Genomic DNA, 14,528 nt, shown 5'->3' with positions numbered 1-14,528 from the left:
CGGCTATATGAGCGCATCCAGTAATACGCCGCTGACCGACAGCGCACCGCATAATCGCTATGACCGCATGGAGTGGGCTGGTGCTTTTGGTGATCTGGGTACGCTGATTCCGTTCATCGCTGCTTATATTGGCGTGCTGAAAATGAATCCGTTTGGCGTGTTGTTTGCATTCGGCGTTTGCATGCTGGTGTGCGGGCTGTATTACAAAACGCCATTCCCGGTGCAGCCTATGAAAGCCATAGGCGCAGTCGCGGCTTTGCAGGCGGTGCAGACTGCCGTGGTGACTCCGGCCGCAGTATATAGTGCAACGCTGGTGACAGGTGTCATCTGGCTATTGCTCGGCGTGACGGGCCTGGTCTCGCGCGTGGCGCGATTAGTGCCGCCACCGGTCATCATCGGTATCGTGTTCGGCCTGGGCTTTGGCTTCATGTTGCAAGGCGTGACGATGATGCAGACCGATTGGCTGATTGCGGTAATAGGTGGTAGCGGCACCTTGCTGTTGATGGGGAATAAGAAGATCCCCGCCATGTTTGTCTTGCTGGCCTTTGGTGCCGCAGTCGGCGTAGTACAAAATCCGGAATTGCTGACCGCACTGGCACTAAGCAATATAGGTTTTCATCTGCCAACATTCGCTCTGACTGATCTGTCATGGAATCAATTCTTTGTGGGTGCGGTTTTGCTCGCATTGCCGCAAATTCCCTTGACCCTGGGCAATGCCGTGATCGCCATTAAGGAAGAAAATAACCGCTTGTTTCCGCATCGACCCGTAACCGAGCGCAGCGTATCGATCTCAACCGGTTTCATGAATTTGTTCAGTGCATCGGTCGGTGGTGTGCCCATGTGCCATGGTGCAGGTGGTATGGCCGGACATATTGCATTCGGTGCGCGAACCGGTGGCGCGGTAGTCATCCTGGGTACAGTGTTGCTGGTGCTGGCATTTTTCTTCAGCGATTCAGTGGAAGTGCTGTTCAAGCTGTTTCCCACAGCGGTGCTGGGTGTCATTCTGTTTCTTACCGGTGCGCAATTGGCGCTGGGTAGCAGCGTCTTTCCGGTGGATCGTGGCGCCCGCGTCGTGGTGCTGCTGACCGCCGCCTTGTGCATGTGGAATGTCGGTGCTGGCTTCGTGGTCGGCGTGGTCCTGCATCACCTGCAGCAACGCGGTCGTATGCGGATGTAAACAATCCGCACGAACCTTTGTTGCATACATAGGTCTACCGTCGTTCTTGCCTGAACGAACAGGGTATTGCTGTTACTTGCCAGCATATGCCCGCTGCTTATCCATGAATACTGTAATACAGCGCCGCTGGCAGCTCGATGCCTTGCGCGGCTTGATGTTGGTCATGATGTTTTCCACCCACCTGCCTACCCGTTTCAGTATCGGCTTCGGACAGACACTAGGCTATGTGTCAGCGGCGGAAGGCTTTGTCATGCTGTCTGCTTTCATGGCGGGCATGATATACACCAGCAAGGCCTTACATGATGGTGTGGATGCCATGCGCCGGGCTTTCTTCAGACGCACGCTGACGGTTTACGCTTGTCACGTCACTTGCCTGCTCCTGCTGTTCACCTTGATTGCGGCATTAGGATTGAAGTTCGATCAGCCCGGCCTGAAAAACCTGATTGGCTACTATCTGGAAAATCCGCTGACGGGTTTGCTGGGTGGCATGTTATTGATTTACAACCCGCCCTTGCTGGACATCCTGCCGCTGTATGTGATGTTGCTGCTGATCAGTCCGTGGATACTCGCGCATGGCATGCGACATGGCTGGCGTGGCATCTTTATCGTGAGCATAGCCTTGTGGCTGGCTGCGCAGTTCGGCCTGTCTTCGTTTCTGTACAGCATGCTGGTTGCAGTCACCGGTTTGCCGGTTCCATTCCGTGAGACCGGATCTTTCGAAACCTTTGCCTGGCAATTGTTGTGGGTATTTGGTTTATGGCTGGGTTCGCTCGATGCGGACGGTGTTTTGCAACGACGTAAGGCATTTGCACCACGTCTGGTTTGGACTGCTGTCGCGCTGGCGCTCATGTTTTTCGTCTGGCGTCATGCGGTCGGGCAGATACCGTTCCCCGGCAATGAAACACTGAATCTGTGGCTGGATAAATGGCACCTCGGGCCATTGCGTCTGCTTAATTTTATGGCACTGCTGGTAATCGTCATGCACATAGGCAGTGCCAAACGTGTAGACCTTCCCCGCTTTAAATTTCTGGAAACGATGGGCGCTGCGTCATTGCCGGTGTTCTGTGCGCATCTGATTTTGGTGCTGCTCACACTCGCCATCATCGGCGATGCATTCGATGAACGTTTCGACTGGATGGATGAGATCTTGCTGAGTGGCGGACTGGTCTTGCTGTATCTGTCGGCTGCCGCTTCTTCGCGCTTCAGGAGCCGACAGCGAGTATCCAGACGTTGATGAACTATTCGAGCCAGCGTGCACGGCTGGCTGAGATCGCAATCGCAATCGCCATGATACCGATCAGGCCGAGTGCAACTTGCATGCCCCACCCCTGTGCCAGGAAGCCGATTACTGGCGGGCCGATCAGACCGCCGCTGTAACTGAACGTGGCGACTGCCGCCAATGCGGTAGCACCATGTCGTCCGGCCGAGCTGAAGACAAACGGAAAGACGGAAGCGAAGCCAGCACCTGCCATGGCGAAGCCGAATATGGTCAGTGGAATGTTGATAGCCGCGACGGCAATAAAGATGCCGCATGCAGCGAATGAAGCACCGATCGCAACCACACGTCGTGCGCCGTATCTGTCCTTGAAACGATCGCATACCAGGCGTGCGGCCAGCATCAGTGCCGCGAAACCGGCGTAAGCCAGAGGTGCCACGCCGTCATGCGCACCCATGCGATCTTTCATGAACACCCCGCTCCAGTCGGCGATCGAACCTTCTGCCACTGCGCCACAGAAACCGATGATGCCGAGTGCCACTAGCGGGCCATGCGCAATCGCAAAGTATTGTTTGCTACTGACATGTTCTATCTGATCCGCAGGTAATGCCTGATAAGCGAGGTACAAGGGCAGGAGCAATGCAAGCGCGGTAATTATGAAGTGGACGGTGGGTGTAATCCCTATGCCTGCCATCAGGCTGCCGAACAAGGCACCGCTGACAGCGCCCACACTGAACCACGCATGCAGCAGCGACATGGTCGAACGCCCCGCCTGTTTTTCCTGCTCGGTACCGATCGCATTAATCGCAACATCGAAGCAACCGGAGCCTGCACCCAGTGCCACTGCGACGATCACCAGCCACGTCATGCTGGGTGCCAGTGCCAATGCGGGCAATACGATGATGAGTGCGAGTCCTGAATACCATGCCGCGCGTCGGCCGCCGAAGCGCCCGACCAGCCATGCCGCCAGCGGGAACGAAGCGACTGCGCCAAAACCGCCGCCCAGCAAGACCATACCCAGTTGCGCCGGATTCAATTGCAAGGCATCGCGGATCGCCGGTATGCGTGCTGCCCAGGATGCATAGATCACACCCAGCAGTATGAAGAGAAAGGGCGTGGCAGCAGAACCCAAACGGGCAAAGCGGGGTGCGGCAGATGAAAGGGATTCAGTGGACATCGAATAAGAAGAACTAAGCGGAACCAAGCAGGATGCTTGCGTTTGCACGCAATGCTGAATTGTATTGTGTTCGGACGGATCGCGTGCGGCGGATGTAGAAACAGGCGCAATAGCAGCGCCTGTTATTTATGCAAGACTACTTATCCCAATCGGGCTCAAGCTTTGGATAGCTTGGGCTGCATAAGATCTGCTGTCAGGTAACCAACTGCCGCGCTGAATCTGTCGTTGTAGTTAGCCTTGATCAAGGGATCCAGCTTGTCCTTGACCTTGCTGTGCAATTTGCCACTCCAGTCACCAGCGTGCTGGAAGTTGCTCATGATGTAAGTCCAGCCATTGATTTCATCAACCGCGTGCAGACCGGTGGATTCGGCACCTGCTGGTACGGACATGATGCGCGCCAGTTTTTTAGTGTCTACGTTGTAGGCCCACAGGAAGTTGTTGACGTGTGTGCTGCTGTCTTCACCGATGAAGAGCGTGCGCATTTTTTCGGAGAACTTCAGGTTGTCCGGATTCGCAATCTTGTCCGGATTGGCCAGATTGCCTAATGCATCCGCAGCGATGTCTTCACCAATTAGCAGGGCACGGGTTTGTACTGGTACCCATTCGCTGACTATCGCTGTGTCGCTGGTATCGCGTTGTCCACCCGTCAGTTTGTGCGCGTATACGCCGCCAGCCACGATAGCCTTGTTGACGCTGATGTTACTTGCAGGATTCCATGCTGGATCGCTTTTCACCATCGAGTTCTGGATGTTTTGCAAGGCAGAGTAGGCGATCTTGTCCTTGATGTTGACAGTTGTCCCTTCCATCTTGGTGAAGCCCATGCTGGCACCGACCAGGTTGGCGTAGCGATGTGTTTCGAGGAAGGCGGCAGCTTTTTCCATGCCTGGTTTGAGCTTGACCCAGTTCGCGATACCGTCGGCGTATAGCTTGGTGTAGCTGGCGTCGTTCGGATCTGTTTTAACGCTGTGCATGATGTCGGACGGTTTCAAGGTGTTCGCCAGCTTTTCGATTTCTGCGCTGCTGGCATGACCCAACTTAATCCAGCTCAGTGCTGCACCAGGTGCAGCCGGATCGACCGAGAAACCTGCGCCGACTTTGGCGACATACAAGGTGCCGGCTGACAGGTCTTTTTCTTTGTCAGCGACGAACATGAACAAGCCACCATTGGTGTAGTCATCGCCCATCAATACCGTGCGATTGTCCGGCATCACTTGTATCAGTTCGTGCGAGATGCGGCCGAGGCAAAAATGCTTCTTGATGCTGCCGCTGCCATCTGCATGCACTGTTATTTCTGGCAGATGACCATAGTGGTAGGGATTGGCTTTGTTTTCATCGTCAAACAAATTCTTGCTGAAAGTTTTGAAGAACGGATTGTCGTTGATGAATTGCGCATCGGGCTCGTACTCTTCACTCGACAGATGCGTGTTCCACGGCGACAGGCTGGCACCGCAAGTGATCCACAAGCCATGTACCGAGGAGGTATCAACGTTGTGATATTTGACCAGCGAGAGTTTGCCGTTGCTTTGATCCTGGTTGAGTGTCAGTACCGCTATCGGTGATGGCAAGGTGCCGTATGCATTGTTCTTGCCGCTGGCTGCACCCGCCTGGTCGCGTGTGGTGTATTCAAATTGCACGACACCGAACACGGCCTTGCCTTTGATATTGGCGACGTTCGCATTTGGCAGCGCGAGCAGCGAAGTGCCGTCCGGCGAGTCGGAGAAAAATTGTCTTTCCTTGCCTGCGACCGAACGATCGATGATGGGCTTGTTATTGATGTCGTAGTAGCCACCGCTGATGACAGTGCCACCCTTGCCATCCGGTACTGCTTGGCCGGTGATGAAGAAAGGTTGATAAGCGAGGCCATAGCTCTGTACCGAGTTGTCGCCGTAGTGCACATTCAGGGTGGAACCGACTGTAGTAGTGGCCATCGCGGCTGCATCAGCCAGCGATGGTGCAGCCATAGGCGTGAAGCTGGTGGCGACGTATTCTTTGGCGGCGGATGGAGCAGCTGTGCTGCAGGCAGTCAGGAAAGCGGATGATGCGCCCAGCGGCAACAAAGGTGCGCTGGCGAGGAACTTAAGAGCTAGTCTTCGTGATGGATGTGGCTGATCGGACATGGCTATTTCCAGGATGGTTGAGTTGCGATGCGCCGGTGGCCGCAAGCTTAACCCCTGTCAACACTATCCGCATGCATGGAGAGGGTTGAAATGAGTCTTAGGAAATTGTCGTGCGATCCCCGCGTAGTCGGGGATTATAAAAATGCTTTATGACCGCTTCGTGAAAAGCGGTCATGCCATCACTGTTTCCAGTCGTAATCGATCGTCAACGGCGCGTGATCGCTGAAGCGTTCATCTTTATAGATGGCGGCGCTACGTGCGGTCTCTGCCAGTGCCGGTGTTGCTACCTGGTAATCAATACGCCAGCCTACGTTCTTTGCATATGCCTGGCCGCGGTTGCTCCACCATGTGTAGCACTCGTCAGTGGTATTCGGATGCAGGCGGCGGTACACGTCGACCAGCTCGACTTCATCAAATACGCGTGACAGCCATGCACGTTCTTCTGGCAGGAAGCCGGAGTTCTTGCGATTGCCTTTGAAATTCTTCAGGTCGATTTCATTGTGCGCAATATTCCAGTCGCCGCAGATCACAAAGTCGCGCCCTTGCGCTTTCAGTTCCAGCAAGTGCGGCAGGAATACATCCATGAAGCGGAATTTGGCCTGTTGTCGTTCTTCACCGGATGAGCCGGATGGGCAATACACCGAAATCACGCTCAACTTGCCAAAATCGCATTGCACATAGCGGCCTTCGGCGTCGAATTCGGCGCAACCGAAACCGATCTGCACATTGTCCGGTACGGTTTTGCAGTACACGCCGGCACCGGAATAGCCTTTTTTCTCGGCATAGTGGAAATAGCCGGTATAGCCCGGTGGCGTCAGGAATTCAGGCGTCATGTCCGGTGCCTGGGCCTTCAGCTCCTGCACACAGATAAAGTCGGCGTCGTGTTTGGCCATCCAGGTAAAAAAGCCTTTTTTGGCGGCTGAGCGTATGCCATTCAGGTTGGCGGAGACAATTTTCAACATAGCGTCGTTCTAAAAAATGAGGCGATCAGGATAACCGATTCGCAGCCTGGCGGCTTGTCTTCAGCCCTGGCGGCGGGTGCGGGCAGGCATATCCTTTGCATTTACAGGCATGCAGACCCGATAACGCTTTAAAATGTGGCCTTAGTCGAGCAAATAACGACAATTTTCGTCACTTTTATCCGTTATGGAGTCGTTTTGAACAATTTACGGCAAGAATTCATCAAATTTTCGGTTGAAACCGGCGTATTGCGTTTCGGCGAGTTTGTGACCAAGGCTGGTCGCACATCGCCCTATTTCTTTAACGCAGGCTTGTTTAACCAGGGCGGTACGCTGGCGACGCTGGCAGAGTTTTATGCACAAACCCTGATCGATTCGGGTATCGAATTCGATATGTTGTTTGGCCCGGCCTACAAAGGCATCACGCTGGCATCGGCGACTGCGGTGGCGCTAGCGAACAAGGGACGCGACGTATCGTTTGCGTTTAACCGTAAGGAAGCCAAGGATCATGGCGAAGGCGGAACGATGGTGGGCGCCAAGTTGCAAGGGCGTGTCGTGATCATTGACGACGTGATTTCGGCCGGTACCTCGGTGCGTGAATCGGTCGACATGATACGTGCGGCCGGTGCGACACCATGTGCAGTATTGATTGCGCTGGATCGTATGGAGCGCTCGGGTGCAGACAACGCATTGTCCGCGCATTCGGCGGTGCAGGAAGTCAGTAATACCTACGGCATGCCAGTGGTGTCGATAGGCAATTTGTCGGATTTGTTTGAATACCTGTCGAATGCCGGTGCGGATTCCGAACAGGCGAAATACAAAGAAGCTGTCGCGGCTTACCGCAAGAGGTACGGCGTGGCATAACAAGACTTTTTTCCGCGGGGAGTGAAATGAAAGGTGCAGTCAAGACACTGTTTTTTCTCTCGATGTTGATGGCGGCAAGTGCACAGGCAAAGATTTACATGTGCAAGGATGCATCCGGTAAAACACTCTCCTCCGACCGCCCGATTCCGGAATGCGCAGACCGTCCGGTACGTGAGTACAGCAACAATGGCAGCAAGCATAAGGACTATGCAGCACCACTTACCGCCGAGCAAAAGCGCGCACTGGAATTGCAACAGGAGCGGATAAAAGCCGAGCAGGCTGCAGCTGCAGAACAAAAGAGAAGCGACCGCGCCCTCTCGGCGCGCTATCGCAGCGAAGACGATATAGCCGCAGCCCGCAAGCGTGACACTGACCTCGTCAGTATACAAATCACGCAGTACAAGGCTGCCTTGCATAGTACCGAAAAAGAACAGGCTGCCGGCCTGGAGAAACAGCAACAAGGTGCGCTCTCACCAGCCATGCAAGCCAAACAGGATCGTCTGCAACAAAAGGTGCAGGACCTGAAGAAACACATCAAGGACAGCGAGGCTGAGCTGGCGCAGATGAATGAAAAATATGATCTGACTTTGCGGCGTTATCGCGAGATTACAAAGGCCGCATTGGCACCGTAATTGATGTCTGTACAAAATAAAAACGCGCTCGTTTTACGGAGCGCGTTTTTTATGGGTAGACCGATTTAAGCAGTCAGCTTTTTCTTCAGCAATTCAGTCAGCTGTGCCGGATTCGCTTTGCCCTTGCTGGCTTTCATCGCCTGACCCATCAATGCATTGATGGCCTGCTCTTTACCAGCGCGGAATTCCTCGACTGATTTGGCATTGGCTGCCAATACATCGTCGACCAGTTTTTCCAGTGCACCGCTGTCGGAGATTTGCTTCAGGCCTTTGGATTCGATGATGTCATCTGCCAGTTTGGCGCTGTCCGATTTGGCTTCCCACATGGCTCCGAATACTTCTTTCGCAATCTTGTTCGAGATCGTGCCGTCCGCGATGCGTTGCAGCAGCAGTGCGAGTTGTGCAGCTGCGACCGGTGCGGCGGCTATCTCTATGCCTTCACGGTTCAGCGTCGACGCCACATCGCCCATCAGCCAGTTGGCAGCAGGCTTGGCTTGTTCCTTGCTTGCAGCTGTGACCACGGCTTCAAAGTAGTTCGCCATTGCTTTCGATTGCGTCAGTACGGCAGCATCATATTCCGACAAGCTGTAGTCTTGTACAAAGCGTTCACGCATCGCGCCCGGCAATTCAGGCATCGCCGCTTTCACACGTGCGATCCACTCAGCGCTGACGACCAGTGGTGGCAAGTCAGGATCGGGGAAGTAGCGATAGTCATGTGCGTCTTCCTTGCTGCGCATTTCGCGGGTTTCTTTTTTGTCCGGATCGTACAGGCGGGTGGCTTGTACTACGCGGCCGCCATCTTCGATCAATTCGATCTGGCGACGCACTTCGTAGTTGATCGCGTCTTCGAGGAAGCGGAAGGAATTCAGGTTTTTGATTTCGCAACGGGTGCCGAATTCTTTTTGGCCGACCGGACGCACTGAGACGTTGGCGTCGCAGCGGAACGAACCTTCCTGCATATTGCCGTCGCAGATGCCGAGCCAGGTCACCAGTGTGTGCAAGGCTTTGGCATAGGCAACCGCTTCAGCAGCGCTACGCATATCCGGTTCGGTAACGATTTCGAGCAGCGGTGTGCCAGCACGGTTCAGATCGATGCCGGTCATGCCCTGATAGTCTTCGTGCAGCGATTTGCCTGCGTCTTCTTCCAGATGCGCGCGTGTCAGTTGTACCGAGCGGATTTCTGTTTTGCCGTCGACTTCGAGTGCGAAGGAAACGCGGCCGCCTTGTACGATAGGCAAGTCCATCTGGCTGATCTGATAGCCCTTCGGCAGATCCGGATAGAAATAGTTTTTACGTGCAAACACCGAGTGCGGTGCGACGGTCGCGCCGATGGCGAGACCGAATTGAATCGCGCGTTCAACTGCGCCACGATTCATGACCGGCAATGCACCTGGCAAGGCCAGGTCGACTGGCGATGTTTGCGTGTTAGCTTCAGCGCCGAACTGGGTCGGCGAGCCGCTGAAAATTTTTGTCTGGGTCGTCAACTGCGTGTGCGTTTCCAGACCGATTACCACTTCCCACTGCATATATTTCCTTACTCGCTTGTTAGCGTATTAACTGAGCGGATTAATTATTCTTCGCGATGTATTTGATGCTTATTCAGCAGGCTGGCGCAAGTGCCAGTCGGTCGCTTGCTGGTATTGATGCGCGACGTTGAGCAGCTTCGCTTCAGCAAAATAATTGCCGATGATTTGCAGGCCGACCGGACGTTTGGAATTCTTTTCACCCTGACCAAAGCCGCAAGGGATAGACATGCCAGGCAAGCCTGCCAGGCTGGTCGAGAGCGTGAAGATGTCGGCCAGGTAGTTGGCGATAGGATCGTCTGCTTTGTCACCGAGATCCCAGGCCACGGTCGGGCATACAGGTCCCATGATGACGTCGCATTGGGTAAATGCCTGCTGGAAATCCTGTGCGATCAGGCGACGGATTTTTTGTGCTTGCAAATAGTAAGCGTCGTAGTAACCGTGCGACAGTACATATGCACCAACCAGGATGCGGCGTTTGACTTCTTCGCCGAAACCTTCAGCGCGGGTCTTGCGATACATGTCGGACAAGTCGCTGTAATCCTGTGCGCGATAGCCGTAACGTACGCCATCAAAACGGCTCAGGTTGGACGATGCTTCCGCTGGTGCGATCACGTAGTAGGTCGGGATCGACAATTCAGTTTTCGGCAGCGAAATATCGACCAGAGTTGCGCCCAGTTTTTCGTATTCTTTCAGCGCTGCACGTACTGCTTGTTCTACATCCGCGGCCAACCCTTCGCCAAAGTATTCGCGTGGCAGACCGATTTTCAAACCTTGCAATGGCTGGTTCAGGTCGCGCGTGAAATCTTCTTTCGCACGTTCGATACTGGTCGAGTCGCGTGGGTCGAAACCGGTCATCGCGTTGAGCAGCAAGCCGCAATCTTCCGCTGTTTTTGCAATCGGTCCGCCCTGATCCAGCGACGAAGCAAATGCAATCATGCCGAAGCGCGAGACGCTGCCGTAGGTAGGTTTGATACCGGTGACGCCGCACAGTGCTGCCGGTTGACGGATCGAGCCACCGGTGTCGGTGGCAGTCGATGCTGGTGTCAGGCGCGCTGCAATCGCAGCAGCAGAACCGCCGGATGAGCCACCAGGAATTGCGGTCTTGTCCCACGGATTTTTGACTGCGCCGAAGTAGGAATTTTCATTCGACGAACCCATCGCGAATTCATCGCAGTTCAGCTTACCCAGATGCACCATGCCAGCCTGGCGGAATTGTTCGACTACGGTTGCGTCGAACGGGCTGACGTAGTTCTCCAGCATCTTGGAACCGGCAGTTGAGCGCCAGTCGCGCGTCACAAAAATATCCTTGTGCGCAATCGGGATGCCGGTCAATGCGGTGGTATCGCCGCTGGCCAGACGCTGGTCGGCAAGCGCTGCTTCTTTCAGCGTCAGTGCCGGATCAACGTGCAGGAATGCATTCAGGTCGCTTTGCGCAATACGGGCTAGGAACAGTTGCGCGAGTTCGGTCGCGGAGATCTGTTTGGTATGCAGCAGTGCGGATAATTCTTTTAAGGTCTTGGTATGCATAGTGAATTTCTGGTGTTCGGTTAGAGGGGCAGGATGCTGCCCGCGCGCCTATCTGTATTAAATAATGCGCGACTTATTCAATGACTTTCGGTACCAGGTAGAGGCCGTCCTGGGTCGCAGGGGCGACGGCCTGGTAGTCGTCGCGGCGGTTCGGCTCGCTGACGACGTCTTCGCGCAGGCGCAGCGCGAGGTCGGGCTGCATCGCAGCGATCGGGTGATTCAATGGTTCGATGCCGGTGGTGTCGACGGCACGCAGCTGTTCAACCAGCGAAAAAATGCCATTCAGCTTGTCCAGCGTTTGCGCGGATTGCTCGGCGGTCAGTTCGATCTGGGCGAGCGTTGATAGGCGTTTGACATCGGAAAGTTCGAGGGACATGGTCGGATTGCGGTCGTGCCGCTGTTCAATGTTAAGAAAATCGGAAGATGCAAAAGTCTTCTAGTGTTGGCAAAAGCTTTGCAAAATAGCCCATCCGGCGGATATTTTTGCCTTTTTAGACGACTAATTTAAGGTAAATTATAAGGTAGAATATCGGGTTAATGCCTTGCTGGCGCCGATATTGGGGTCGCCGCGGCCATAAACCCCTTTTTTTACTTAAGCGCACCACTGCTGCGCACCAGGACAATTCATGTTTGGATTTTTACGTAGTTATTTTTCGAATGATCTGGCAATCGACTTGGGTACCGCCAATACCCTGATATATGTTCGCAGTGCAGGTATCGTGCTGGATGAGCCTTCGGTAGTGGCAATTCGCCAGCAAGGCGGCCCAAATGGCAAAAAAACCATTATGGCCGTCGGTAAGGAAGCCAAGCAGATGCTGGGCAAGGTGCCGGGCAATATCGAGGCGATCCGCCCGATGAAAGACGGTGTGATTGCTGACTTTACCGTTACCGAGCAAATGCTCAAGCAGTTCATCCGCATGGTGCACGACACCAAACTCTTCAAACCTTCCCCTCGTATCATCATTTGCGTACCTTGCGGCTCCACCCAGGTGGAACGTCGTGCGATCCGTGAATCGGCGCTGGGCGCAGGTGCAGCACAGGTTTATCTGATCGAAGAGCCAATGGCTGCAGCGATTGGTGCCGGTTTGCCGGTATCCGACGCAACCGGTTCGATGGTGGTCGATATCGGTGGCGGTACCACTGAAGTCGGCATCATTTCGCTGGGCGGCATGGTCTACAAAGGCTCGATCCGCGTCGGTGGCGATAAATTCGACGAAGCGATCGTCAACTACATCCGCCGCAACTACGGCATGCTGATCGGCGAACAAACCGCTGAAGCCATCAAAAAAGAGATCGGTTCGGCTTTCCCGGGCTCCGAAGTGCGTGAAATGGAAGTCAAGGGCCGTAACCTGTCCGAAGGTATTCCACGTTCGTTCACCATCTCCAGCAACGAAATCCTGGAAGCACTGACCGATCCGCTGAACAACATCGTTTCCGCCGTGAAGAACGCGCTGGAACAAACTCCGCCAGAGCTGGGTGCCGATATTGCTGAAAAAGGCATGATGCTGACCGGTGGTGGCGCTTTGCTGCGCGACCTGGACCGTCTGCTGATGGAAGAAACGGGCTTGCCTGTGATCGTGGCGGAAGACCCGTTGACTTGCGTGGTGCGCGGTTCTGGCATGGCGCTGGAGCGCATGGATAAGCTGGGTTCGATTTTCTCTTACGAGTAATCGCCCTCTAACCGCATTACCCATTCGACTGGCTGACATGAACAATGTCATGAAAGCACAATATTTTGAAACACAGGCTGCCGCTGCCGGACGCAATGTTCCGGCAGCGCAGTTTGTTGTGGATATCCTCGGCAGGTTCGCCAACAAGTAATACATGGAATACAGCCCACCACCACTCTTCAAACAAGGTGCCTCGGCACGTGCAAAGATGGTGTTCTTCGCCTTGATTGCGTTGGTGCTGCTGGGAGTGGATTCACATATGCGCTCACTCGCAGTGGTGCGCCAGGTCATCTCGACAGCACTCTATCCACTGCAGGTAGTCGCCCTTGCCCCGCGTGACGCGCTTTATTACGTCGGCGATTATTTCACTTCGCTTTCCGATATCAAGAAGGAAAACGAAAAGCTCAAGCAACAGCAAATTCTCAACGCGCGCAATTTGCAGCAAGGTCAGCAACTGCTGGCTGAAAATACCCAGTTGCGTGAATTGCTGGGTACCAGCGAGCGCCTCCCGGTCAAGTCCGTACTTGGCGAAATCCTGTATGACACGCGTGACCCATTTACCCGCAAGATTGTGCTTGATCGTGGCACCCAGCATGGCGTCGCGCTTGGTCAGCCGGTGATAGATCATGTTGGTGTGGTCGGGCAGGTAACACGGGTATTCCCTTTCAGTTCAGAAATCACCTTGTTGACAGACAAGAACCAGGCGATCCCGGTGCAGGTGGTGCGTAACGGTTTGCGCAGTGTTGCTTATGGTCGTGGTCAGTCCAATGTGCTTGATTTGCGCTTCATGCCGACCAATGCAGATATCCAGAAGGGCGATGTATTGGTGACTTCGGGTATCGACGGCATTTATCCGCCCGGCCTGGCCGTTGCGACGGTGGCGCAGGTGGAAAACAAATCGGTTGATTCGTTTGCGCGCATCATCTGCCAGCCCAGCGCAGGGATAGATCGTAACCGTCATTTATTGATTCTGTTAACGGAAAACAAACTGGCGCCGCGCGCACCGGATGATGCGAAAGACAAGAATGCGAAGCAGGCCGGCATTTTGCGTCACGCTGCCAGTCGTACCAATGGAACTTCGGGCAGGGGTATAGATCTACAACCCGCGCCTCCTCCACCAGCGCAGCCAGCGAGTGCACCGCGATGAACCACCAGCCTCATTACATATTGTTGCCTGCGAGCCCGGCGTTTATTGCGCTGAGCCTGATCGTGGCATTTTTGCTGAATCTGCTGCCGTGGGGACAATGGATAGGTGTGCCTGATTTTGTGGCATTGCTGCTGGTGTTCTGGAGCATGCATCAACCACGCAAGGTGGGCATAGGCGTCGCTTTCGCGATGGGCATCCTGATGGACGTACATGATGCGGCGGTGCTGGGCGAGAATGCATTGGCATACACCTTGTTGTCTTACATCGCGATCATGATCCACCGCCGTGTGCTGTGGTTTCCGATGGGGACACAAGCCTTGCATGTCTTCCTGTTGTTGTTGATGACGCAGATCATCGAGCTCATCGTGCGTCTGTTTGTCGGCGGGAATTTCCCGGGCTGGCTGTATTTTGCCGAGAGCGCCGTGGCTGCCCTGATGTGGCCGGTGGTGACCTGGATTCTGCTGGCACCTCAACGTCGCGCAATTAATCGCGACGATACGCGCCCGCTGTAAGCGG

13 protein-coding genes are annotated in these 14,528 nt (G+C 54.6%); 7 read left to right on the top strand and 6 right to left on the bottom strand.

The features are described from left to right. Positions 1 to 7 precede the first annotated feature (7 nt). On the top strand, positions 8 to 1,177 hold the full coding sequence (locus tag H7U06_RS00255; RefSeq protein WP_175624242.1) for a putative sulfate/molybdate transporter: 1,170 nt from the start codon (positions 8 to 10) through the stop codon (positions 1,175 to 1,177). 103 nt (positions 1,178 to 1,280) lie between these two features. Next, a complete protein-coding gene (gene opgC, locus H7U06_RS00250) occupies positions 1,281 to 2,411 on the top strand; it encodes an OpgC domain-containing protein (RefSeq protein ID WP_175624241.1) in 1,131 nt (376 codons plus the stop codon). Positions 2,412 to 2,415: 4 nt separating this feature from the next. On the opposite strand, the gene H7U06_RS00245 is transcribed toward opgC, so the two are convergent. From H7U06_RS00245 to H7U06_RS00235, 3 genes are all read right to left on the bottom strand, one after another. Beyond that, complete coding sequence (locus H7U06_RS00245) at positions 2,416 to 3,570, bottom strand: MFS transporter (RefSeq protein WP_175624240.1); 1,155 nt, start codon at positions 3,568 to 3,570, stop codon at positions 2,416 to 2,418. A 155-nt stretch (positions 3,571 to 3,725) separates the two neighbouring features. Further along, on the bottom strand, positions 3,726 to 5,687 hold the full coding sequence (locus H7U06_RS00240) for a PhoX family phosphatase (RefSeq protein WP_175624239.1): 1,962 nt from the start codon (positions 5,685 to 5,687) through the stop codon (positions 3,726 to 3,728). Positions 5,688 to 5,866: 179 nt separating this feature from the next. Beyond that, complete coding sequence (locus H7U06_RS00235; protein WP_175624238.1) at positions 5,867 to 6,649, bottom strand: exodeoxyribonuclease III; 783 nt, start codon at positions 6,647 to 6,649, stop codon at positions 5,867 to 5,869. 195 nt (positions 6,650 to 6,844) lie between these two features. Between H7U06_RS00235 and pyrE the strand changes: the two genes are divergently transcribed. Together pyrE and H7U06_RS00225 are read left to right on the top strand one after the other, a co-directional pair. After that, positions 6,845 to 7,510, top strand: a complete 666-nt coding sequence (gene pyrE / locus H7U06_RS00230) for an orotate phosphoribosyltransferase (RefSeq protein ID WP_124573154.1) — start codon at positions 6,845 to 6,847, stop codon at positions 7,508 to 7,510. 26 nt (positions 7,511 to 7,536) lie between these two features. Continuing rightward, positions 7,537 to 8,142 (top strand): DUF4124 domain-containing protein, encoded by a 606-nt coding sequence (locus H7U06_RS00225; RefSeq protein WP_175624237.1) that lies wholly within the window; start codon positions 7,537 to 7,539, stop codon positions 8,140 to 8,142. A gap of 65 nt (positions 8,143 to 8,207) precedes the next feature. Here the strand turns inward: H7U06_RS00225 and gatB are convergent, their stop codons facing one another. The 3 genes from gatB to gatC all read right to left on the bottom strand — a co-directional run bounded on the left by gatB (position 8,208) and on the right by gatC (position 11,571). Continuing rightward, complete coding sequence (gatB, locus tag H7U06_RS00220) at positions 8,208 to 9,668, bottom strand: Asp-tRNA(Asn)/Glu-tRNA(Gln) amidotransferase subunit GatB (protein ID WP_175624236.1); 1,461 nt, start codon at positions 9,666 to 9,668, stop codon at positions 8,208 to 8,210. 69 nt (positions 9,669 to 9,737) lie between these two features. Further along, positions 9,738 to 11,195, bottom strand: coding sequence for an Asp-tRNA(Asn)/Glu-tRNA(Gln) amidotransferase subunit GatA (gene gatA / locus H7U06_RS00215; protein WP_175624235.1), 1,458 nt, complete (start codon positions 11,193 to 11,195; stop codon positions 9,738 to 9,740). Positions 11,196 to 11,268: 73 nt separating this feature from the next. Then, entirely contained in the window at positions 11,269 to 11,571 is a 303-nt protein-coding gene (gene gatC / locus H7U06_RS00210; protein ID WP_175624234.1) for an Asp-tRNA(Asn)/Glu-tRNA(Gln) amidotransferase subunit GatC, read from the bottom strand. Positions 11,572 to 11,821: 250 nt separating this feature from the next. Here gatC and H7U06_RS00205 point away from each other — a divergent pair, with 250 nt between their 5' ends. From H7U06_RS00205 to mreD, 3 genes are all read left to right on the top strand, one after another. Beyond that, entirely contained in the window at positions 11,822 to 12,865 is a 1,044-nt protein-coding gene (locus H7U06_RS00205) for a rod shape-determining protein (RefSeq protein WP_011979422.1), read from the top strand. Between the two features lie 154 nt (positions 12,866 to 13,019). Next, positions 13,020 to 14,012, top strand: a complete 993-nt coding sequence (gene mreC / locus H7U06_RS00200; protein WP_175624233.1) for a rod shape-determining protein MreC — start codon at positions 13,020 to 13,022, stop codon at positions 14,010 to 14,012. Beyond that, positions 14,009 to 14,524, top strand: coding sequence for a rod shape-determining protein MreD (gene mreD / locus H7U06_RS00195; protein ID WP_175624232.1), 516 nt, complete (start codon positions 14,009 to 14,011; stop codon positions 14,522 to 14,524). Before mreC ends, mreD begins: the two co-directional genes overlap by 4 nt. Positions 14,525 to 14,528 lie beyond the last annotated feature (4 nt).

Source organism: Herminiimonas sp. Marseille-P9896 (genome assembly GCF_903993245.1).
Lineage (GTDB): Bacteria > Pseudomonadota > Gammaproteobacteria > Burkholderiales > Burkholderiaceae_D > Oxalicibacterium > Oxalicibacterium contaminans.
Note: the sequence above shows the minus strand (reverse complement) of the source record. Positions and strands in the feature narration are given on the sequence as shown.

Bases quoted from the DNA above. Each gene is read 5' to 3' on its own strand.
- H7U06_RS00255 (WP_175624242.1), top strand. From the start codon at position 8: ATGAGCGCATCCAGTAATACGCCGCTGACCGACAGCGCACCGCATAAT.
- opgC (WP_175624241.1), top strand. From the start codon at position 1,281: ATGAATACTGTAATACAGCGCCGCTGGCAGCTCGATGCCTTGCGCGGC.
- H7U06_RS00245 (WP_175624240.1), bottom strand. From the start codon at position 3,570: ATGTCCACTGAATCCCTTTCATCTGCCGCACCCCGCTTTGCCCGTTTG.
- H7U06_RS00240 (WP_175624239.1), bottom strand. From the start codon at position 5,687: ATGTCCGATCAGCCACATCCATCACGAAGACTAGCTCTTAAGTTCCTC.
- H7U06_RS00235 (WP_175624238.1), bottom strand. From the start codon at position 6,649: ATGTTGAAAATTGTCTCCGCCAACCTGAATGGCATACGCTCAGCCGCC.
- H7U06_RS00225 (WP_175624237.1), top strand. From the start codon at position 7,537: ATGAAAGGTGCAGTCAAGACACTGTTTTTTCTCTCGATGTTGATGGCG.
- gatB (WP_175624236.1), bottom strand. From the start codon at position 9,668: ATGCAGTGGGAAGTGGTAATCGGTCTGGAAACGCACACGCAGTTGACG.
- gatA (WP_175624235.1), bottom strand. From the start codon at position 11,195: ATGCATACCAAGACCTTAAAAGAATTATCCGCACTGCTGCATACCAAA.
- gatC (WP_175624234.1), bottom strand. From the start codon at position 11,571: ATGTCCCTCGAACTTTCCGATGTCAAACGCCTATCAACGCTCGCCCAG.
- H7U06_RS00205 (WP_011979422.1), top strand. From the start codon at position 11,822: ATGTTTGGATTTTTACGTAGTTATTTTTCGAATGATCTGGCAATCGAC.
- mreC (WP_175624233.1), top strand. From the start codon at position 13,020: ATGGAATACAGCCCACCACCACTCTTCAAACAAGGTGCCTCGGCACGT.
- mreD (WP_175624232.1), top strand. From the start codon at position 14,009: ATGAACCACCAGCCTCATTACATATTGTTGCCTGCGAGCCCGGCGTTT.